General features: G+C 64.5%; 21 protein-coding genes and 1 pseudogene. 13 read left to right on the forward strand and 9 right to left on the reverse strand.

Features of this window, described 5'->3' with window-relative positions; translation table 11 throughout:
* Positions 1-31 precede the first annotated feature (31 nt).
* From CR157_RS08825 to CR157_RS22215, 3 genes are all read right to left on the reverse strand, one after another.
* Complete coding sequence (locus CR157_RS08825) at positions 32-784, reverse strand: hypothetical protein (RefSeq protein ID WP_146218663.1); 753 nt, start codon at positions 782-784, stop codon at positions 32-34.
* 163 nt (positions 785-947) lie between these two features.
* Entirely contained in the window at positions 948-2,615 is a 1,668-nt protein-coding gene (locus tag CR157_RS08830; protein ID WP_110283168.1) for an alkaline phosphatase family protein, read from the reverse strand.
* Positions 2,616-3,253: 638 nt separating this feature from the next.
* The gene (locus CR157_RS22215) at positions 3,254-3,862 is read right to left on the reverse strand and encodes a hypothetical protein (RefSeq protein ID WP_146218664.1); all 609 of its coding nucleotides are present in this window, start codon (positions 3,860-3,862) and stop codon (positions 3,254-3,256) included.
* Between the two features lie 122 nt (positions 3,863-3,984).
* Between CR157_RS22215 and fusA the strand changes: the two genes are divergently transcribed.
* Complete coding sequence (gene fusA, locus CR157_RS08840; RefSeq protein WP_110283170.1) at positions 3,985-6,027, forward strand: elongation factor G; 2,043 nt, start codon at positions 3,985-3,987, stop codon at positions 6,025-6,027.
* 112 nt (positions 6,028-6,139) lie between these two features.
* On the opposite strand, the gene CR157_RS08845 is transcribed toward fusA, so the two are convergent.
* Positions 6,140-6,478 (reverse strand): MmcQ/YjbR family DNA-binding protein, encoded by a 339-nt coding sequence (locus CR157_RS08845; RefSeq protein WP_110283171.1) that lies wholly within the window; start codon positions 6,476-6,478, stop codon positions 6,140-6,142.
* 208 nt (positions 6,479-6,686) lie between these two features.
* Here CR157_RS08845 and CR157_RS08850 point away from each other — a divergent pair, with 208 nt between their 5' ends.
* Positions 6,687-7,439 (forward strand): TIGR01458 family HAD-type hydrolase, encoded by a 753-nt coding sequence (locus tag CR157_RS08850; RefSeq protein ID WP_110283172.1) that lies wholly within the window; start codon positions 6,687-6,689, stop codon positions 7,437-7,439.
* 99 nt (positions 7,440-7,538) lie between these two features.
* Here CR157_RS08850 and CR157_RS23315 read toward each other — a convergent pair.
* A pseudogene (locus CR157_RS23315) lies at positions 7,539-7,706 on the reverse strand (formate/nitrite transporter family protein); the annotation flags it as partial.
* Here CR157_RS23315 and CR157_RS08860 point away from each other — a divergent pair.
* Together CR157_RS08860 and CR157_RS08865 are read left to right on the forward strand one after the other, a co-directional pair.
* Positions 7,705-8,328 (forward strand): LolA family protein, encoded by a 624-nt coding sequence (locus tag CR157_RS08860; protein WP_110283173.1) that lies wholly within the window; start codon positions 7,705-7,707, stop codon positions 8,326-8,328. The pseudogene CR157_RS23315 and the gene CR157_RS08860 sit on opposite strands and share 2 nt — an antisense overlap.
* 34 nt (positions 8,329-8,362) lie before the next feature.
* Positions 8,363-8,842, forward strand: a complete 480-nt coding sequence (locus CR157_RS08865; protein WP_110283174.1) for an SRPBCC family protein — start codon at positions 8,363-8,365, stop codon at positions 8,840-8,842.
* A gap of 21 nt (positions 8,843-8,863) precedes the next feature.
* On the opposite strand, the gene CR157_RS08870 is transcribed toward CR157_RS08865, so the two are convergent.
* Complete coding sequence (locus CR157_RS08870) at positions 8,864-9,271, reverse strand: YciI family protein (protein WP_110283175.1); 408 nt, start codon at positions 9,269-9,271, stop codon at positions 8,864-8,866.
* A gap of 173 nt (positions 9,272-9,444) precedes the next feature.
* Here CR157_RS08870 and CR157_RS08875 point away from each other — a divergent pair, with 173 nt between their 5' ends.
* Positions 9,445-9,804 carry a YciI family protein gene (locus CR157_RS08875; RefSeq protein WP_110283176.1) on the forward strand — a complete coding sequence of 120 codons (360 nt, stop codon included), beginning with the start codon at positions 9,445-9,447 and terminating at the stop codon, positions 9,802-9,804.
* Complete coding sequence (locus tag CR157_RS08880; protein WP_110283177.1) at positions 9,804-11,057, forward strand: RNA polymerase sigma factor; 1,254 nt, start codon at positions 9,804-9,806, stop codon at positions 11,055-11,057. The genes CR157_RS08875 and CR157_RS08880 overlap by 1 nt, the downstream gene beginning before the upstream one ends.
* Before the next feature lie 14 nt (positions 11,058-11,071).
* Here the strand turns inward: CR157_RS08880 and CR157_RS08885 are convergent, their stop codons facing one another.
* From CR157_RS08885 to CR157_RS08895, 3 genes are all read right to left on the reverse strand, one after another.
* Entirely contained in the window at positions 11,072-12,352 is a 1,281-nt protein-coding gene (locus CR157_RS08885; RefSeq protein WP_110283178.1) for an MgtC/SapB family protein, read from the reverse strand.
* 86 nt (positions 12,353-12,438) lie between these two features.
* Positions 12,439-13,035, reverse strand: a complete 597-nt coding sequence (locus CR157_RS08890) for a class I SAM-dependent methyltransferase (RefSeq protein WP_258364116.1) — start codon at positions 13,033-13,035, stop codon at positions 12,439-12,441.
* Positions 13,036-13,108: 73 nt separating this feature from the next.
* Complete coding sequence (locus CR157_RS08895) at positions 13,109-13,831, reverse strand: cytochrome c biogenesis CcdA family protein (protein ID WP_110283180.1); 723 nt, start codon at positions 13,829-13,831, stop codon at positions 13,109-13,111.
* A gap of 397 nt (positions 13,832-14,228) precedes the next feature.
* On the opposite strand from CR157_RS08895, the gene CR157_RS08900 reads away from it, so the two are divergent.
* From CR157_RS08900 to CR157_RS08930, 7 genes are all read left to right on the forward strand, one after another.
* Positions 14,229-14,654 (forward strand): heavy metal-responsive transcriptional regulator, encoded by a 426-nt coding sequence (locus CR157_RS08900; RefSeq protein ID WP_110283181.1) that lies wholly within the window; start codon positions 14,229-14,231, stop codon positions 14,652-14,654.
* Between the two features lie 67 nt (positions 14,655-14,721).
* Positions 14,722-17,211 (forward strand): heavy metal translocating P-type ATPase, encoded by a 2,490-nt coding sequence (locus tag CR157_RS08905; protein WP_110283182.1) that lies wholly within the window; start codon positions 14,722-14,724, stop codon positions 17,209-17,211.
* 233 nt (positions 17,212-17,444) lie between these two features.
* Positions 17,445-18,122 carry a TVP38/TMEM64 family protein gene (locus tag CR157_RS08910; RefSeq protein WP_110283183.1) on the forward strand — a complete coding sequence of 226 codons (678 nt, stop codon included), beginning with the start codon at positions 17,445-17,447 and terminating at the stop codon, positions 18,120-18,122.
* Positions 18,123-18,334: 212 nt separating this feature from the next.
* Positions 18,335-19,147, forward strand: coding sequence for a prolipoprotein diacylglyceryl transferase (lgt, locus tag CR157_RS08915; protein ID WP_110283184.1), 813 nt, complete (start codon positions 18,335-18,337; stop codon positions 19,145-19,147).
* Positions 19,144-19,686 (forward strand): protein-disulfide reductase DsbD domain-containing protein, encoded by a 543-nt coding sequence (locus CR157_RS08920; protein WP_110283185.1) that lies wholly within the window; start codon positions 19,144-19,146, stop codon positions 19,684-19,686. Before lgt ends, CR157_RS08920 begins: the two co-directional genes overlap by 4 nt.
* Positions 19,687-20,418, forward strand: a complete 732-nt coding sequence (locus CR157_RS08925; protein WP_110283186.1) for a sulfite exporter TauE/SafE family protein — start codon at positions 19,687-19,689, stop codon at positions 20,416-20,418.
* A 238-nt stretch (positions 20,419-20,656) separates the two neighbouring features.
* Positions 20,657-21,238 (forward strand): SCO family protein (locus tag CR157_RS08930; RefSeq protein WP_110283474.1); only part of this gene is annotated, 582 nt, incomplete at its 3' end.

Raw genomic sequence — 21,238 nt, forward strand, 5'->3', positions numbered from 1 at the left:
CCATGGAATGTATGGGAATCTGCTGGCGAAGTCATGGTTCATAGTCGGTATATCGCTGTGGTGGCTTGACCTCCACGGTGATGAAGTTTGCCTCTCGGGGTGCCATGTTCTGCAATGCATAGTTCCCGGCCTGGTGCCAGGCGATATCCATCTCGCCCATGCGCTTGGTATAGGGTTCTTTTTCCTGCTCTATATATCGGATGGCGAGATCGACAAGGGAAAGTACGACATGGTTGGTCGTCAAGTGTTCGGGAAGCATTTCGCCTTGTCCGATGATATATTCGATGACACGGAAATGGTCATTCTCCAGTAGTATCGATGCCTGGTCGGGAGCCACTTCGGCGATACTCGTCCTGATGCCTAGCTCATGGGACGAAGGTCCCGGAGGATCTGGATCGAAGGGGGTGACCAGGGAGCGAAACTCGATGAACCTTGCCGTGGAGTCGCCGATGTTGCGAATGTTGACGGTTCCGGATCGTACCCAATGCACCTCGCCTGCAGAAAACTCGTGCTCCCGGATGACCCCATTATCGAATGCATGGCGAATCGAGTGACTGGACAATGCATAGATGACCCGGTGCTGCGGGTTCTTCTGTGCTTTCATGGAGCCAGGCGAAAGGCGAAGGCCAACGACTTTTACGTAGTCATTGTGCAATAGCACTTGCGCGAACGCTTCGCTCCCTTCGCTTTCGGAAGCACGCGTCATGTCTCCGTTCGACAGCGTGGCAACCAATAATAGCGAGAAAAGCACCGCATGCCATCCTGTTCGATACGAATCGCCCATGGGGTGTCCAGAGACTGGTAGACATCACCAGTGCCAATGAAAGAATCGATGCATACTCGTCGGTGCCAACCGCCTATACACGAGGAACCGGTCCCGCACCCGGTGCTTCTCACCGAGTGCGGGTTGCCACTCCCGAGCTCTATGGACAGGTGTTCGAGTCGCCTCATAATCCGCGCTCACTCACTACCTCTTCGAGCAGATTGCCGTCGGCTCCCGATGGCGTCCGAACCCTCATGTAATTGGTCGTGGTAATGGCGAGGTCGCTTACCGCCACGCTTCGGCCCACGACACGATGGGGAATATCCGGTCCTGCGATCAGGATGGGAACATGCGTGTCGTACGCGTAGGGGCTTCCGTGCATGGCCGAAAACTGATCGGCGTTGTGGTACAGGTACCAGAACTGGTTTTGAACGAAGAGCACGTTGCCCGAGCGTTCTGGATGAAATGCTCGCATGATTTTACGCGTGATCGGCGTGTCCGGGATCTGCCCATTCTCGAGGCTCGTGCGGGTGATGGCGTAGCTGACGCCTTCCTGGGCCAGCATGGCGTCGGCCAGAGCCTGTTCGACTTCCGGATAGGCCAAGTCATTGTCGTCCATCACCTGGGGGTTCAGAAACAGGCTGGGATTCCAGAAGGCCATGATCAGGTCTTCGGAGATGTCGAAGCGCTCGCGCAAGGTGGCATTGGCCGTATCGATGAATTCCTCCGGGTAGTGCCGGCCGGCATCCAGGCCATGCTGGTGCTGGTATTCGGGGATATCATCGGAGCCGTGGTCACCGGTGATCATGATCAGCGTGTTGTCCAGCCCCACCCGATCATCGACGAAGCGGAAGAAGTCCTCCAGCATGGCGTCGACTTGCAGGAACATGTCTTCGTATTCGAGACTGTGTGTCCCCCAGGCATGTCCCACATAGTCCAGGCCCGACAGGCTGATGGTCAGCACGTCCGTGGCATCGCCCTGTCCGAGCTCTTCCTGATCCATCAGTGCCTTGGCAAAGTCCAGTGTCAGCTCGTCGCTTGCCGGCGAGAAGCGCAGCCCCGCATAATATTCGCTGTCGTCCGGATTATCGTAGTCCTTGGGCATCGTGGGGCCGAGAGCATAGTAGCCTTTCTCATGGTCACGGTCGTCATTGTGCGCAAAAGTATAGCTCTCCTCTGGCTGGAGGAGAGTCCACTGCTCGCCGCGATACCTGTCCTTGTGCCCGTCATCGTTGAAATCAACCACCCATTCCGGCATCTCGTCGTAATAGTAGGAAGTGGTATAGAAGTCGCCTGTCGGTGGATTGTACCAGAATGCCTTGCCCAGGCGACCCGCCGTGATGATGGCGCCACGATCCTTGACGCTCACGCCAAAGGTTCGGGACTTTCCTCCGGATGACAGGACGATTTCGTCTGCAAAGGTGGTGGCGGTCAGGTTGCGGGGCGAGGTGCCTCGCACATCCGTGTCGATGAGGGGAGCGATGTCGGGATCGGCAACGCAATAGATGCGCTCTCCTGTCTCTCTGTCGGCCCAGTCGTTTCCCGCCAGGCCATGTTCCGCTGCAGGTGCTCCGGTGCCGATAACGGCGTGTCCTACCGCCGTGAATGTGGTCGAGTGTTGATAATGTGCATTGGTGTAGGAGAGTCCGTTATCCATCACATGCCGTATGCCATTTTCCGATAGTCGGTCGTAATGAGCAAACGGCATCTCCCCCTTGAGCATGTCGATGGTGACGAGAAGCACTAGGTCGACATCACGGTTCTTAGCCTCGACGTCGAAAGCGAGCCCCATTGTCGTCATGGGTATGATGAAGGAGAGTGCGGCCACTTTCTTGAGGCAGGGTGTTTTCATTATTCACCCCCCGTTGTTGTAGTGTTAATGAGTGGGTGGGGATATTTTATCCTCGGTTTTAAACGTCTTGTGATTACCTTTCCTAATGAGTGGTTTTCTTGAGAATTCTGTCGGTCAGGGGGTGTCAGGCAAGGCGTTTGGTATTATGGCGTTTCGCCCATTACGCGATGAAGTCGCTTCATGTCACAACGGGTAGAAAAAGCATAGAAGTTCTTCATGGTCTCGGCAACCACTGTTCCAGTAGTCTGCTACTGGATTTCCCCCTTCTTCATTTCTATCCGGGGGGTGTTGTCAAAATCATGCCGTGAATATCTTGAATTTCTGCATGAGTCAATCTGGATGCTTTGATGTAATACATGAAGTCGCATGAGGATGGAATGTGGGGGTGAGAGGACGGTAGAGGGCCTATACTGGCTGATACCAGGCGCCCGACACGGAGGCACGGTGCGTGTGCTCCACGTCCAGGCGCCGAGAGGCGGTGTGCGCGCTTGACGCGGGAGTGGACCTCCCTGATCAGGCCTGCCCGCCGAGGAGGAGTGGCCATGCGCGTCTTTGCCAGGCTGGTGCTCGCCCCCTTGCTGCTCCTGTTCATGGCGGTATCCCCCCTGCCAGCCCAGGACCTGTCTATCGAGGTAGTGTCACCGGCGTTTCATTCGGCCGAGACCGACCAGGGGCTGGCGCCGATCCATCCCGATGCGTTGCCGTCCCGGCCCCTGATGGTGGCGAGCTCTCGGGCGCATGTCGGCATCCTGTGGCGTTCCGGGGGGCGCGTGTCCACGCAGTTCTCCTTCGGCACCTTCGACCGGCACCACCGCCACGGGGTGGTGCATCGGCATTCGCCGGGGGCGGTCGTGATCGCCCCGCGACATCGGGCACAGCAACACGACATCCACCGCGGGCGTCACGTGCCGCGGCATTCCGGCCGAGGCATTCGGCATCGGACACGGCGGCATGATGGCGTGAGGTTCGGGACACACGGCCGGATTCACTCGCCGGCGTTCGACATCGGCCCACGTCGGTTCGAACGCGAGCGGTTTGCCCCTCCCCACCGCGGCGTTGCGCCCCATCACTTCCAGCGGCGGAAGGACATTCGCCGCGGCCTCGCGCCCCATCACTTCCAGCGGCGAGAGCCCATACGCAGGGGCATCGAGCGCCAACGCTTCCAGCGGCGGAAGGACATTCGCCGCGGCCTCGCGCCCCATCACTTTCAGCGGCGAGCACCCATTCGCCGGGGCATCGACCGCCATCACTTCCGCGGACGGGGCAGGCAGTAGCGGTGGTTCGTTCCTCTGTTTTCCCTACCGCCTGCTACCCTGTCTAGAGACAGTCGCGTATCCGCGGCATGGAACCGCAGCGGAGTTGCCAGGAGATGCCCGAGCTATCCCCCGAACGTATCCGCAATATCGCCCTGGCCGGCCCGGCCGGTGCCGGCAAGACCACCCTGGCCGAGGCGCTGCTGGCGGCGGCCGGTGCGGTCGACGGTGCCGGCAGCGTGGAGAAGGGCTCCACGGTCAGCGATACCACCGCTCAGGAGAAGGCGCTGCAGCACTCGATCGGCGCCTCGGTGCTGGGCATCGAGTGGCGAGAGACCTGGATCAACCTGATCGATACCCCCGGCCTGGCCGACTTCCAGGGGGCGGCGCTCTCCATCCTGCCGGCCGTCGAGACGGTGGCGGTGGTGGTGAGCGCTGGCCGCGGCATCGAGGCCGGCGCCCGGCGGATGATGCAGTGGGCCGGCGAGCGGGGACTGTGCCGGCTGATCATCGTCAACCAGATCGATGCCGAGCCCGCCGCGCTGCCCGCCCTGCTCGAGGAGATCCGTGCCACCTTCGGCCCCGAGTGCCTGCCGCTCAACCTGCCGTCGCAGGGTGCCCGGGGGGTGGCGGACTGCTTCTTCACTCCCGCCGGCGAGGCGGACTTCTCCTCCGTGGCCGAGACCCACGAGATGCTGGTCGACCAGGTGGTGGAGCTCGACGAGGAGCTGATGGCGCTCTATCTGGAGCAGGGGGAGGAGCTCGATCCCGCTCAGCTCCACGACCCCTTCGAGGCCGCGCTGCGTGACGGGCACCTGGTGCCCGTCTGCTTCGTGTCGGCGGCCAGTGGCGCCGGGGTGCGCGAACTGCTGGAGATCTTCACGCGGCTGATGCCCAGTCCCCTGGAGGGCAATCCGCCGCCCTTCCTGCGCGACGACGAGAAGGGCAGGCGGGAATACCATGCCCGCCCCGACCCGGACGCCCACGTCCTGGCCCACGTGGTCAAGATCGAGCACGACCCCTTCCTCGGCAAGATGGCGGTGTTCCGTGTCCACCAGGGCACCGTCACCCGCGATACCCGGCTGTTTGCCGGCGAGGCCCGCAAGCCGTTCCGGGTCGGCACCCTGTTTCGACTGCAGGGCCGCGAGCATCTCGACGTCGAGCGCCTGGGCCCCGGCGAGATCGGCGCCCTGACCAAGGTCGACGAGGTGACCTTCGACAGCGTGTTGCACGACTCCCACGACGAGGACCATATCCACCTGCGCCCGGTGGCACTGCCCGCCCCGGTGTTCGGCCTGGCGATCCAGGCGACCCGGCACGGTGACGAGCAGAAGCTGTGGGAGGCACTGGCCAGGATGGTCGAGGAGGACCGGGGCCTCGAAGTGACGCAGGACGCGACCACCCAGGAGATCGTGCTGCGCGGGCTGGGCGAGCTGCATCTGCGCACGGCCCTGGAGCGGCTTGCCGAGCGCTTCCGGCTCGAGGTCGAGACCAGCACGCCCTCCATCGCCTATCGGGAGACCATCGGTGCCTCCGCCGAGGGACACTGCCGGCACAAGAAGCAGACCGGCGGGGCCGGGCAGTTCGGCGAGGTGTTCCTGCGCGTCGAGCCGCTGCCGCGTGGGGCCGGCTTCGAGTTCGTGGATACCATCCGCGGCGGGGTGATTCCCGGTTCGCTGCTGCCGGCGGTGGAGAAGGGCGTACGCCAGGCCATGGCCAGCGGGGCGGTGGCCGGCTACCCGCTGCAGGACATCCGGGTCACCGTGCACGATGGCAAGACCCATCCGGTGGACTCCAAGGAGATCGCCTTCGTCATCGCCGGTCGCAAGGCGTTCCTCGACGCGGTGCGCAAGGCGAACCCGGCGGTCCTCGAGCCGGTGGCGGAACTGGTGGTCGAGGGGCCGAGCAGCGCCATGGGCGATCTCACCGCGGATCTCGCCGCGAGTCGCGGGCGCATCCAGGACACCCGCAACCATGGCGACCAGGTCAGCATCCAGGCGATCGTGCCGCTGGCGGAGATCGCCGACTACTCCAACCGGCTCAATGCGCTGACCGGCGGCGCCGGCAGCTACACCCTGCAGTTCAGCCACTACGAGCCGGCTCCCGACGCCGTCCAGCGCCGCTTGATGCAGGCCTATCGGCCCACCGAGGAGGAGTAGCGCGCCGACCACGTCGAGCGGTCCGTGTCGATGATTCGACGGTTGGCGGTGGGGGATCGGGTAGGGCACGGCCATGCCTTCAGGCTCGCGGGTGGGCCTGGTGATACGGGCCTTATTCGTGGAAGTGCTCGGTCATGCGCCTGGGTGCCTGGTTGCGCCAGGCGGCGATCAGGGCGGCGCGCACCTGGTGGTGATCTACCGAGGCCAGGTGCACGCTGGTGCAGCCCTGTTCGCCCCATTCGCCCGGCGCGGGCTGGAACCCTTCGGGGTTCTCCGCGATGAAGTGCTGCTGTTCCTCCGGCGTCAGCATGACCATGCCCCAGGCTTCGTCTGGGTAGCCCAGGGAGGCGAAGATCTTGCCGCTGACCCGGAAATCGGGGTGGTTCATGTGGGCGTGCTCCACCGCCCCGGGCAGCCCCACAGCGAGCGTGCGGAAATCCGTGTCTATCATGACGGTCTCCTGGCGGCCATTCGGGCTCCTAGCTCTCAGAATAGAATCGAATCGCCCGGCTTTCCTTGCCGGGGGCGTTGTCTTTTACTGCCAGGAGCGATTCCTGTTTCTGCCCAGCCACCGTGACAGAGGGATGCCCGCCGTGCCCTGCGCGAACGCGGCACCGATCAGCTGCTAGTCTGGAGAGTGGAGGGGAAGGAGCGAGGGGATGACGATGCTGCAGGCGGTGCTGCTCGATATCAGTGGGGTGCTGTACGAAGATGGCGTGCCACTGCCCGGTGCCGTGGAGGCGGTGGCGCGGCTGCAGGCTTCCCGCCTGGCGCTGCGTTTCGTGACCAATACCTCCCGCAAGACCAGCGCCACCGTCTATGCCGAGCTACTGGAGATGGGCTTCGAGCTGGAGCGGCAGCAGGTCTTCACGGCCCCGGCCGCGGTCCGGCGCTATCTCGAGCACCACCGGCTGCGCCCCTACCTGCTGGTTCACGAGGCCCTCGAGCCGGAGTTCGAGGGGTTGAACCTCGCCGACCCCGATGCGGTGGTGCTGTGCGATGCCGAGCATCGACTGGACTATCGGCACCTCGATGAGGCCTTTCAGGTGCTCCAGCAGGGCGCGCCACTGCTGGCCGTGGGCACCAACCGCTATTTCCGCCAGCGCGGTGGCCTGCACCTGGATGTCGGCCCCTTCGTCAAGGCGCTCGAGTACGCCGCCGACACCGAGGCCGTGGTGCTGGGCAAGCCGGCGGCGGGCTTCTTCCGGGCCGTGCTCGAGGATATCGGCGTGGGCGCCGCGGATGCGCTGATGGTCGGCGACGATGCCGAGGCCGATGTGGCTGCGGCCATGGACATCGGCATGCGCGGCGCACTGGTCCAGACCGGCAAGTATCGTCAAGGCGACGAGGCGCGCACGCCCGGGGCGTCGGTCGAGGCCAGCCTGGTCGAGCTGGCGGCACGGTTGCTGTGACCCTGCCGCCGACGATATTGCACAGGCTGACCACCAGCAGATTGCCGAGCGAGCCGGCAAGTGACACCACCCCTTGCCCATCCAGGACCAGCTCCTGGGGCAAAAGAACCAGTTGGCGATGGAGTGCTCGAAGCCGAGGGTCACGAAGGCGCTGATGGGCAGCACTATGGCCAGGAGCTTGTCGGTCACACTGTGCCTGTTCACGGGCTCCACGCTGCTAAGCTGAGGGCAGGCAGGTCGCCGCCTGGCCATGGGGGAGAGATGCATGTTGCCGGAACTGTTGATGGTGGTCGCGCTCGGCCTGGAGCCCGATCCCTTGTCGGCGGCCCTGTCGCGCTTCGAGCGGGTGAATGCCTACCAACTGACCGTGCGCAGCGAGGGTCGGCGTGGCGAGGAGATCATCCGCTACGCCTACCGTCGCCCCGGCTTCATCCGCATGGACATGGTCACGCCCTACAGCGGGGCCGTGCTGATCTACAGCCCCGAGACCCGGCGAGTCCGGCTCTGGCCCTTCGGCTCCCCCGAGCGGCGTGTCGGTCTGTCCCTCAGCCCTCTCAACCCCTTGGTACGCAGCGCCCGGGGACACCGGGTGGACGAGTCGGACGTGGGCACCCTGCTGCGCAACGTGCAGCGACTGCAGCAGCAGGGGGAGCTGCATCATCTGGGTGGCGCCGTGGTCGATGGTCGCCGCAGCCATCATCTGGTCGTGCAGGGCGAGGAGGGGCACCGGGTGGGCGAGGTGGCCCGCTACGAGCTGTGGCTCGACGAGGAGACCCTGTTCCCGCTCAAGGTCATCAGTTCGGACCGGCTGGGGAGCGTGATCGAGAGGGTGTGGCTGGAGGAGATCGTCATCGATCCCGACTTGCCGGAGAGCTTCTTCTCGCCCTGAGCACCTGTCTTGAGCGCAGGCAAGGACCCCGAACATGGCGGAGTTCCGGTTCGTCACCACCTGGCGGTTCGAGGCGCCGATCGACGAGGTGTATCGGGCCATCAGCTCGTCGCTATGCTGGCCGGCCTGGTGGGAGAGCCTCTGCTCGGTGGAGGAACTGGCGCCGGGTGATGCCAACGGCATCGGCCGGCGGTATCGCTACACCTGGAAGAGCCGCCTGGGCTATCGCCTGCGCTTCGAGATCCGCGTCACCCGCGTCCGGCCGGGCCGATCGATCGAGGGAATCGCCAGTGGCGACGTGCAGGGTAGCGGCCGCTGGCAGTTGACCGAGGAGGGGCGAGTCACCCGGGTGCGATACGAGTGGCGGGTGCGTCCCGTCCGGCGCTGGATGGCCCTGGTGGCCCCCGTCGCGGGGCCGCTGTTCGCCTGGAACCATCATGCCGTGATGCAGGACGGTGCCACCGGGCTCGCCCGGTGGCTCGGCGTGCGGCTGCTCGGGACCACCCGCGAGTGATGCGGTGGTTGGCCGTTCGGGCTAGACCGTGCCCAACTGGCGGAAGCGCTGGATCGCCTCCCCGGGCGCGAAGTCCTCCAGCTCGAACAGCTGGCGCACCTCGATCTCGGCATCGCCGCCGGGGCCGGCGGGGTTGGGGAAGCGCTGCGTCCATGCCAGGGCCTCTTCCCGCGAGGCGACCTGGATCAGGGTATAGCCGGCGATCAGCTCCTTCGCCTCGGCGAAGGGGCCGTCGGTGACGAGCCGCTGGTCGCCCCGGTAGCGAATGCGCCAGCCCCTGGCGCTGGGGTGGAGCCCGGAGGCGTCGAGCAGGGCGCCGGCCCGGGCCAGCTCCTCGTGGTAGTCGGCCATGGCGGCGACCATGCTTTCCTCGGGCATGGCACCGGCTTCCGTGTCCTGGCTGGCCTTGACGATGATCATGAAGCGCATGCGGTGTCTCCTCAGGGGTGGCTGGCAAAAAGGGGGTGTGCCCCCATGGGTCGAGCGAGCGGGGCGGCCATCGACATCACCCGCGCCCTCGATGCGCTGTCGATTCTCACCACCGTCGCTCGACCCTTGTGCAGGCAGCGCCTAGGCTGCTTGGCAACCGAGGAGATTTCGACATGCAATACATGCTGATGTGCTGTATCGACGAGGCCCTGTGGGAGGCGTTGCCCGAGGCGTCGCGCGACGAGGTGATGGATGACTACCATGGGCTGATCCAGGAGATGGTCACCAGCGGCCACTACCGGGGCGGAGCACGGCTGCAGTCGGTGGCCACCTCCACCACCCTGCGCGAGCAGGACGGCAAGGTGGTGACCCTCGACGGCCCCTTCGCCGAGGCCCGCGAGCAGTTGGGGGGCTTCCATGTGGTGGAGTGCCGCGACCTGGACGAGGCCCTGGCCCTGGCCCGGCGCATCCCGCCGCTGCGGGTGGGGGGCGCGGTCGAGGTGCGGCCGGTGGACCCGGCCTATCGCATGTGATGGGGACGCAGCTCGACCTGGCCGCCCTCTATCGGCGTGAGTATGGTCGCCTGCTCGCCGGCCTGATTCGCCGCTTCGGCGATTTCGCGCTGGCCGAGGATGCCCTGCAGGCGGCCTTCGAGGCCGCCATGGCGCAGTGGCCGGCCGAGGGCGTGCCACCGACCCCGGTCTCCTGGCTGGCGGCCACCGCCCGGCACAAGGCCGTCGACCAGCTGCGCCACCGGCAGATGCGCGAGCGCAAGCAGGGCGAGCTCGCGACCCATCTGGCGCTGCTGCTCGAGTCCGCGTCGGGTGCCGACGAGCCCGAGCCGCTGGACAGCCTACGGCTGATCTTCACCTGCTGCCATCCGGCCCTGTCCCGGTCCGCCCAGGTGGCACTGACGCTGCGCACCCTGGGCGGGCTCACCACCGAGGAGATCGCCCGGGCCTTCATGGTGCCGGTGCCCACCCTGGCCCAGCGGCTGGTGCGCGCCAAGGCCAAGATCCGCGATGCCGGCATTCCCTTCGAGGTGCCGGACGACGACGACCTGGCCGAGCGTCTGGAAGCGGTGCTGGCGGTGATCTACCTGATCTTCAACGAGGGCTATGTCGCCAGCTACGGCGATCGGCTGATACGCGTCGAGCTGTGCCATGAGGCGATTCGTCTCGGCCGCCTGCTGGTCGGCCTGCTGCCCGCCGAGCGCGAGGCCCGGGGCCTGCTGGCGCTGATGCTGCTGCATGACGCCCGTCGCGAGACGCGGACCGATACCGCCGGCGACATCGTGCTGCTCGAGGAGCAGGACCGTACGCGCTGGGACCGGGAGGCGATCGCCGAGGGTGTCGCCCAGGTCGAGCTGGCCCTGCGCGGCCGGTCGCCGGGGGCGCGCTCCCTGCTGGCCGGGCCTTACACGATCCAGGCGGCGATCGCCGCCCTGCATGCCCAGGCGCCCACGGCGGCCCGGACCGACTGGCGGCGCATCGCGGCGCTCTACAGCCTGCTCCACGGCCTCCAGCCCACTCCGGTGGTGGCGCTCAACCGTGCCGTGGCCATCGCCATGGCGGACGGTCTGGAGACGGGCCTGGACCTGCTCGAGGAGATCCACCTGCCCGGCTATCACCTGCTGCCGGCCACCCGGGCCGACCTGCTGCGTCGGCTGGGCCGATACGGCGAGGCCGCCGCGCAGTACCGCGAGGCCCTGCGCCTGGTGACCCAGGCGGCGGAGCGGCGCTTCCTCGAGCGGCGTCTGGCCGAGGTCGAACGCCGGCGGGACTGAGCTCGCTCGCCGGCTCAGACCAGCCAGGCCAGCGCCAGCCCTGCCAGCAAGGAGGCGAGCATCGGCAGGGCGACCCGCTGGCCGAGCCGGCGAGTGCCGAAGCCGGCCGCGAGGCCGGCCTTCACCAGGTTGTTCACCGCGGCGGCGATGACGATCCCCAGCACCGCGGTGGAGGCGTCGATGCGCCCCAGTGACATGCGGGTCAGCGATAGGGTGATGGCGTCGACATCGGCCAGCCCGGAGGTGGCGGCCAGCAGGTAGATGCCGGCCTCGCCCAGCCACTCCCTGAGCCATTCACCGAGCAGCATGATCAGCGCCAGCAGGGCACCGAACAGCAGCGCCGTGCGCAGTTCCAGCGGGTTCTGGATCAGCGCCGGTCGGTCGAGCTTGAGCGCCCGATGCTGGGTGCGCCAGAGGTGGAGGGCCGGGGCATAGAGCAGCACGCCCATCACCGTGACCGGCAGGAGTAGTCGAGGCAGCAGGCCGGGGCTGACCACCGCGGCGTAGATCAGGATGCGCGGGAACATGGTGCCGCAGGCGAGCAGGATGCCGGCGGCCAGCATCGCCTGGACCTCCTGGCTGTGGCGCGACTGGCGGGCGAAGTGCAGGGTCAGGGCGGTGGAGGAGCTGAGCCCGGCGAACAGGCCGGTGAAGAGGATGCCCTTCTCGGGGCCACCGACACGGATGGCGAAGTAACCGACGAAGGAGATCGCGGCGATCAGCACCACCATCCACCAGATCTGGTAGGGGTTGAGGGCCTCGCCCGGCCCCATCCCCTGGTTGGGCAGCAACGGCAGCATCACTACGGTGATCAGCAGCAGCTTGAGGCCGGCATCGAGCTCGTGGGCCTGCAGCTTGCCCAGCAGGCCGTGGATCTCGCGCTTGTTGTCGAGAATCACCGCGGTGATCACGGCACAGGCGGTAGCCAGGGCCAGGTCGATGGCCACCGCGATGGCGCCGAAGCAGAAGGTGAGCAGCAGTCCGATCAGGCCGGTGATGCTGTAGTCGCGATGTTCGCTCACCCGGGCCCGCCAGGCCACCAGGCCGATGGCCGCCACGGCCAGGAACAGCAGCGGGAAGGCCCAGGCGATGAGCCGTTCGGCGAGCAGCGCGGCGATGCCGCCGAGCAGTCCCACCAGGGCATGGGTACGGATGCCGGCGATGCGTTCGCCGGACTTCTGCTCCCGTGCCACCCAGCCCCGCTCGATGCCGATCAGCGCCCCCAGCAGCAGCGCCACCGCCAGTCGGAGGGCGGTCTCGTTGGCGGCGATGAACTGGCTGGCGACGTCGTCCATGGGCGATGCCCCTGCTTCTGGCGTGGAGACCCTGAGGATCAGGGCGTGTTCACGAAGTCCATCCGGCTCCTTGACCGCATACCGGGTCACCGGGAAACGGCTGCCCCCCAGTAGTTGAAACCGGCCCATCTTGGGACCTTCGGCAGATAGCCTGTCTCCATCCGGTGAATACCGAAGCCGCCATGCTCGATGAGTTCGGGTATCGGCCGGTTGAGGTTGCACCCGCCTGCCATCTTGCGCCACAGGGGGTTAGCGCGGTCTTGCCACTTGCGCACACTCTCATCCGGCGCCGTGCCATGTTCACAGAACAACAGCTGCCCTCCCGGCTTGAGGACACGGCGCATCTGCTCGAGCGCCCGGTTCCAGTCCGGAATCGTACAGAGGGTATAGGTGAGCACCACGGTATCCGCACTATTGTCCTCGAGCGGAATTTCCTCGCCCGGAAAGTCCAGCCAGCGCACCTCGAACGGTGCGCCGGCGACGTTGTGGCGGGCCTTGCGTCGCATGCCTTCGGAAGGCTCGAGCCCCCAGACCAGCTCGACCTTGTCTGGATCATAGTGAGGAATGTTGATACCGGACCCCATGCCCACCTCCAGGACACGACCTCGCGCTTCCGGCACCACTGCCGCCCGCTGACGATCGACCACCTTGTTGCCACACGCCAGGTGGAGGAGATGGGGCAAGATATGCTTCTCGTAAAAGGACATCAGGTATCGTCACCTGTTCGTTGGATGGCGTGGTGAGATTCAGTATCGACTATCCCAGCGTCGCCAGGGACGGGAAGAGATCGACCATGATGCTGGAGAGGCGCGTCATGGTACCCGAGACGATAGCGACGCCCATGAGGATCACGATCGTGCCGGCGACCGGGCGAGCATAGGCGCTCCACCTCCCCAGACTTTGCCGATGCAGGGCGAATCGATTGATCAGCAGGGTGCTGGCGAGAAAAGGCAGCGCCAGGCCCACTGAATAGGCGCTGAGATAGATCATGCCGGCCTGGGCACTGGCGGCACTGGAGGTGGCCATCAGGATGGCGCCCAGGATGGGGCCGATACAGGGGGTCCAGCCGATGGCGAAGGATACCCCGAACACCGTCGCCGACAGCGGGGAGCCGCCCTGGACGTTCGGTGTGAACTGAAGGGTGCGCTGGAAAAGCGACAACCGGAACACGCCGGTCATGAACAGGCCCAGCACGATCACCACGGAGCCGGTGATCCAGTTGAGCTCCTGGCGATAGCCGCGCAGCAGTTGACCGATACCGCTGGCGCCGAGCCCCAGCACGATGAACACGATGCTGAAGCCGAAGATGAAGAAGGCACTGAGGATCAACGCCTCAAGCCGCCTATCGGCCTTGCCGGCACTACCGCCCGTGACCACCGACAGGTAGGCCGGCAGCAGCGGCAGCGTGCAGGGAGAGAAGAAGGAGATCAACCCGCCGGCGAAAGCACCGATCAAGCCGATAGAAGAGAGAGATTCCAAGGCGTTACGCTTCCTGGGGGGTGTCAACGCACGAGGCGCGAACCGGCCTGCGGCCGGCTGCCTGCTTCGCATTCGGTTCAGTGAACGATTCTAGAGGTTATGTCCACTTCAAGGTCAACCATGAATAGCTGAATAAAAGTATAATTTTTTAGAATAAATGGTATCCCGAAGGCACTTGACCTTAAAGTTGGCTTAAAGGTTATCGTGCGCAGTACATCATCGTTTCGCTGTCGCCATTGGGGACCCCAGAGTGCGCTTCTCCAAGGATTGGGCTGTCAAGACGACCTGCCTGCGTCGTGCGCCAGCGGGACTGACCAGGGCCACTGTTCCTGAACCCGGCAGCCCGACCCCATAGGTCTGCCTGAAGGTCCGATTCACAGTGTCGTGAGGTGAAGCCATGCAAACCATCAGTATCGGCGAGCTTGCCGAACTCAGCGGGGTCGCCAGCCAGGCGATTCGGTACTACGAGAAAGAGAAACTCATGCCCGCCCCGCAGCGCACGGACGCCAACTATCGGCGCTATCCCGTCGACGCGGTGGCCAGGCTGCAATTCATCGTTCATGCCAAGCAGTGGGGCTTCACGCTCGACGAGATTCGCGAGCTGCTGATCCTCCAGGATGCCAACGGCGACCGAGCGCAGGCCAAGCGCATCGCCGAAGAGAAACTGCACAAGATCCGCGAGCAGATCAAGCATCTCTCCCGAGTCGAGGCCGTGCTGTCGAGAACTCTCATCGAGTGCACAGGAGAGGGGCCGATGCAGGAAGGTTGCCCGATCGTCGAGGCCATCGCCGATAAAGCCGATGAGCGGGAGCGAAACCACTGACAACGCAATACTGATACCCATAACTCGCGTGTCTTGTCGGGTGGGTAAGGGAGAGGGGAAGGCAATCATGGCGGAAAACGTCGACATCGAGATTCGTGGCATGTCCTGTGCGTCCTGCGTCGGACGGGTGGAGCGTGCGCTCGGCAAGCTGCCGGGGGTCATCCACGCCCAGGTAAATCTTGCCATGCAGAAGGCGGCCATCGAGGTGGAGGGAGGCACTCCTACTGCCGGCCTGCTCGACGCCATCGAAGCGGCGGGCTATCAGCCGGTGGTGGAAAGCAGCGACATTCCCGTTACCGGCATGAGCTGCGGATCCTGCGTCTCGCGGATCGAGCGAGCGCTCGGCAAGCTGCCCGGCATGGTGGAGGTGAGTGTCAATCTCGCCACACAGAAGGCCTTCGTACGTTACCTGCCGGGGGCCGTGTCGTTGTCGCGTATCCATCATGCCATCCGGGAGGCGGGCTATGAGCCGCAGGCTGGCGATGCGCCACAGCAGGCGGACAGCGAGGACCGGGAGGGAGCACAGCTTCGCAACCGGGTCGTGCTCGCCGCGGTGTTCACGATCCCGGTGGTCATCATCGCCATGGGCAAGATGATTCCGGCGCTGGAGGCGCTCTTCTCGAGCCTGATGCCACACCGTGGCTGGATGGGGATCGAGTGGCTGCTCACCACTCCCGTCCTGTTCTACGCCGGGGCGCGCTTCTACCGCGCCGGCTATGCCGAACTCCGACATGCCAATCCGGGCATGAACAGCCTGGTCATGATCGGTTCGAGCGCCGCCTATTTCTATTCGGTCGCCGCCCTGCTGATGCCCGGATTTTTTCCCACCGGGACCGCCGAAAGCTATTTCGAGGCGGCGGCGGTGATCGTGACGCTGATCCTGTTGGGACGCTACTTCGAGCACCTTGCCAAGGGCCGTACCTCCGAGGCGATCAAGAAGCTCCTGCAGTTGCAGGCGAAAACCGCCCGCGTCATCCGTGACGGCGAAGCGGTCGAGGTGCCAATCGAAGCCGTCGTACCCGGCGATCACCTCCTGGCCCGCCCGGGCGAGCGAATCCCCGTGGACGGCGTCGTTGAAGACGGTCATTCCTATGTCGACGAGTCGATGATCAGCGGTGAGCCGGTGCCGGTCGCCAAGCAGAAGGAGGCCGAGGTCGTCGGCGGTACCATCAACAAGAACGGTGCGCTCACCTTCCGTGCCACGCGGGTCGGCGCCGACACGCTGCTGTCGCAAATCATCAGGATGGTGGAAGCGGCCCAGGCCGAGAAGCCCCCGATCCAGCAGTTGGCCGACAAGATCGCCGGCGTCTTCGTGCCCGTGGTGATCGCCATTGCCCTGATCACCTTCGGGGTGTGGTTCGCCGTCGGGCCGGCCCCGGCCCTGTCCTTCGCCTTTGTCACGACCGTCAGCGTGCTGTTGATCGCCTGCCCCTGCGCCATGGGCTTGGCCACGCCGACCGCGATCATGGTCGGCACCGGCAAGGGTGCGGAAATGGGGGTGCTGTTTCGCAAGGGCGCGGCGCTCGAGACACTAGCCAAGATGGATACCGTCGTGCTGGACAAGACCGGCACGCTGACCCGGGGGCGCCCCGAGCTGACCGACTTCGAAGCGATCGACGGTCACGAGAATGAGGTGCTGCGACTGGTAGCGGCGGTGGAAGCGCAGAGCGAACACCCCATTGCCGAGGCCATCGTGCGCGGTGCCAGGGCGCGCGGGCTTGAATTGCCAGCCGTGAGCCATTTCGGCGCCGAGCCTGGCTATGGTATCGAGGCCGACGTCGCCGGTCATCGGCTTCACGTGGGTGCCGATCGCTATATGAACCGGCTCGGGATCGGGCTCGGCAAGGCGGAAGAGCGCGCCAAGGCGCTTGCCGAGGACGCCAAGAGCCCCCTCTATGCCTCGGTGGACGGTCGGCTCGCGGCGATCATCGCGGTGGCCGACCCGCTCAAGGAGGGCTCGGCCGAGGCCATCGCGGCACTCAAGGCGCTGGGGCTGGAAGTGGCCATGCTCACCGGCGACAATCGCGCCACGGCTGAAGCCGTTGCCCGGCAGGCCGGTATTCAGCGGGTGCTCGCCGAGGTGCTGCCGGACCAGAAGGCGGCGGAGATACGGCGCCTCCAGTCGGAGGGCAGACGTGTCGCCTTCGTGGGGGACGGGATCAACGATGCACCGGCGCTGGCCCAGGCCGATGTGGGCATTGCGATCGGCACCGGTACCGATATCGCGATCGAGGCCGGCGATGTGGTGCTGATGCGTGGCGACCTGCGAGGCATCGTCAATGCCACGGCACTTTCCAAGCGTACCCATCGGACCATCATCGGTAATTTCGTCTGGGCCTATGGCTACAACCTGGCCCTGATCCCTGTGGCGGCAGGCGCGCTCTATCCATTCGTCGGCGTATTGCTCAACCCCATGCTGGCGGCTGCCGCCATGAGCTTCTCCAGCGTCTTCGTGCTGACCAACTCGTTGCGGCTGCGCCGCTTTACGCCGGATATCGACGACGCTGCATCCATGACACGTGGTGAACCCCAGGTGGGTCGAGCCCACCAAGCCTAAGCAGCGAAAGTCAACGGGAGACCGAGATGATGGGAAGCGAAGCATGCATGTGGCCTATGGCGGGGATGGGGCTGACAGCCATCCTGCTGGTTATTGCACTGATACTTGGCGTTGCTGCGCTCGTCAAATATCTCTTTTTTAACAAGAGACACGAGAAATAAAAGAAAAGTGTAGGCATGAGGCTAAATCCCGTTGGCCTAATGAAAGGATTCGGCACACCACATGAGACGAATATGGCAAGCAAGCTTGGTGTAAATCCCAGGCTCGTAGTGGGAACTGCTGTGCTGATTGGCTTGGCAGCTCTCTACTGGGCCCTGATGGAGACCGGTGCCTTATCGATATTCTCTGATAAGAGGGCCTTGCGCGAGTGGGTTGGTCAACTGGGTTTCTGGGGGCCGCTGGCCATTATTGCCATGATGATAGCGGCCATCGTCATGAGCCCGATACCCAGTGGACCGATCGCCATGGTGGCCGGTGCGACCTACGGCCCTGTCTGGGGGACGGCGTATGTGGTCATCGGTGCCGAGGCCGGCGCTCTGCTCGCCTTCGGCATTGCCCGCCTGCTCGGCTTTGAGGTGATCCATCGCTGGTCGCGTATACGTCCCATGTTGGACTGGCTGGGAAAGGGGCGCTCTCAGACGGGGTTGATGCTCGTCGTTTTCGCATCGCGATTGGTGCCATTTATTTCGTTCGATGCCGTCAGTTACGCGGCGGGCCTCACACCGCTCGCCTTCTGGCGCTTCTTGATTGCCACGCTGGCCGGGGTAGTTCCGACGGCGTACCTGATCGTCATGTTCGGCGACGTACTGATTACCGCCGATTCCAGAGGTCTGACAGTCGTCTTGATTCTGATCAGCGGTGTCACGCTCCTGCCGATCCTGGCGAGGCTAGTCTGGACTCGGCATGCATGACTGGTGATGGCGCTGGCAACCTCGGCCATCGAGGTCGCGTCTCCTTCGTCGAACGAAGCCAGGCGACCTGGTCGGCGGGGCAGGACCGGTGACGCTCGGTGAGTCCGATTCGCCGGTCGACGTCACCATCGATCATGGCGTTGTGTAAGCGAGGTCTATCGCAAATGCTAGCTCGGCGACATGCATTGGTTGCTAGAACATAAGGAAGACTCATGCTGCAATATCCTCAGATCGATCCCGTGGCCATCTCCCTGGGGCCAGTACAGATTCACTGGTATGGCCTGATGTACGTAGTCGGGCTGACCGCCGCCTGGTGGCTAGGGCGTCGTCGTGCCCACCGCCTGGGCCTGAATCACGATGATATCGGCGATCTGATTTTTTACGCTGCCGTGGGGATCATCTTGGGTGGCCGCCTTGGCTATGTGCTGTTCTATGGGCTCGAGCAACTCCTGGCCAACCCCTTGTGGCTATTTCGGGTTTGGGATGGAGGCATGAGTTTCCATGGCGGGCTGGCCGGTGTGTTGATGGCAGCATGGCTGTTTGCCCGCAAGCACCGCCTGGCCTTCTTTCAGCTGACCGATTTCATCGCCCCGCTGGTGCCGATCGGCCTGGGCGCGGGGCGCCTCGGCAATTTCATCAATCACGAGCTGCCGGGGCGTATCAGCGATGTCCCCTGGGCCATGGTATTCCCCCCCATGATGGGGCTGGGGCCGGAGCCGCGTCATCCCTCGGCGCTCTACGAGTTCGCCCTGGAAGGGGTGGTGCTGTTTGCCGTGCTGTGGTGGCTGTCGAGCCGACCACGCCAGCGGGGCATGATCTCCGGGCTGTTCCTGACGTGCTATGGCGCCTTCCGCTTCACCGTGGAGTTCGTGCGCCTGCCCGACCCCCATCTGGGGTTCATCGCCTTCGGCTGGCTGACCATGGGGCAGCTGTTGACCCTGCCGATGCTCATCGCGGGCCTTGCCCTGGTCGTCTGGGCGAGGCGTCAGCCGGTGAATGAGGCGAAAACGGCGGTGGCCTCATGAAAACGGCCTTCGCTTTTCTGCTGGTGCTGCTGTTCGTCGCCACGCCGGTATCGGCCCGCGGGGAGTTTCCCGTGGGCCGTGACAAGAGCAATCCCTTCAGTGACCCGGTTCAGGGGAGATTCCTGCCGGCTAAAGAAGCCTTCCGGGCCAGCGCCTGGCGAGACGATGAACGCGTATATGTCGGCTTTATCAATGCCGAAGACTATTACCTCCACCGGCATCAGTTCGCCCTTGACAGCCGCGACCCGGGGGTCAGTTTCGCTGAACTGGCCTTGCCTCCCGGCGAGCTCATGGTGCATGCATCTCTGGGGGAGATCCATGTGTTCTATGACCGGGTGGTATTCAGTGCGCCCATCGAGGCGAGCGACGCCGCTACCGAGCCGCTGACCATCACGGTGACCTTTCAGGGCTGTTCCGATCAGGGGCTTTGCTATCCGCCCGAACAGATCGAGCTCGAAGCGCTGTACGGTTCGCCTCCGGCAGCCTTCACCACCAGCCCCTCCCATGATACGGCGGATAGCCCCAAAGGAGCGCTTTGAATGGATCCCACCGACCTGAGCCTGCCGCCGTTGGCGGCGGCCTTCATTTTCGGCCTGCTGGGGGGGGCGCACTGCATTGGTATGTGTGGCGGGATCATGAGTGCCCTGACCTTTGCCGTGCCCCCCAGCATGCGGCAGCCGGGACGCCTGGCCGGCCTGTTGCTCGGCTACAACTTGGGTCGTATCACAAGCTACATGATCGCCGGCGCCCTCGTGGCGTTGCTCGGTTCCGTGCTCAATCATGTCCTGGATGGTATCGCCCTGGCGCTGCGTATCCTGGCGGCTGTCATGCTGGTTCTGATGGCGCTGTATATCGCCAACTGGTGGAAGGGTTTGGTTCATGTCGAGGCCCTGGGGCGCGCTCTCTGGCGTCGTGTCGAGCCCTTTGGCCGACGCTTGATGCCAGTCGTGAAGGTGCCCCAGGCCTTCGCGCTGGGCTCGATCTGGGGCTGGATGCCCTGCGGGCTGATCTATTCGATGCTGGCCTGGAGTCTGGCCGTGGCCGAGCCGTTGCGCGCCGCGACGATGATGGGAGCCTTCGGGCTCGGCACCCTGCCCGCCGTCCTGGCGACCGGCGTGGCAGCCCGTCGCGTCTCGCTATGGATTCGTCATCCGGCGACCCGCACGATGGCGGCATTGCTGATCATTTCATTTGCCGCCTGGCAACTCTGGCATCTGCAATCCATGACCGGAATGGTCGATATGGCCAGCATGACGCCGTCGCATCACTGATCCACGTGCCCACGAGCACTCTACAACCTCAGGGCAGCCCAAGGGGCAAGGCCCCGGCTGGCGGCCCATGTCGGGAGCTCCCTCCCGGCCCCGAGGTTCCAAAATGAGGGCTTGACCTTGAAGTGGGCTTCAAGGATACCTTTTTCAGCAAGCAGCCTCGCTGCCGGGTGGAAATCGAGCCATGCCTTGTCGATTGCCTTGCTGGCGGCAAGGTGCTTCACGGGAAAAGGAGAGTGTCATGCGGAATCGTCGTAACACGATCTTGACCGCCACCGTGGTCGTCGCCAGCGGCTTCGGGACCGGCTCGCTTTCCTTCGCTCACTCCCTCGACGAGGCCGAGGAGACATTGCAGGAACGGGAGCGCTATGTCCAGTTTGTCGACCAGCCGGCTCCGGCATTCTCCTTGACCGATGTTGACGGCAATATCGTCTCTTCCTCCGACCTGGAAGAGAGCGTCGTGGTGCTCAATTTCATCTACACGCGCTGCAGGGAAGCCTGCCCGGTGCATATGAACCTGATTGCCGAGGTACAGGAGCAAGTCAACGACGCCGGCCTGCATGAAGACGTCGAATTTATCACGATTGCTACCGATAGCGAGGACATCGCTGGCACGCGCGACAACATGCGGGCCTATGGCACAAATTTCGACTTCGACCCCGCCAGTTGGCGGTTTCTTTATCGGGGCGAAAACGAGCCTGCCGACACCACACGCCAGGTCGCGGAAGCCTATGGCCTCAAGTTCGACGATGTGGCCGAGGGCGTCCAGAGTCATGGCGTCGTGACTCATGTCATCGATCAGTCGGGGCGTATGCGCGCCCGC

The organism is Halomonas sp. LBP4 (assembly GCF_003202205.1).
Taxonomy (GTDB): Bacteria; Pseudomonadota; Gammaproteobacteria; order Pseudomonadales; family Halomonadaceae; genus Halomonas; species Halomonas flagellata.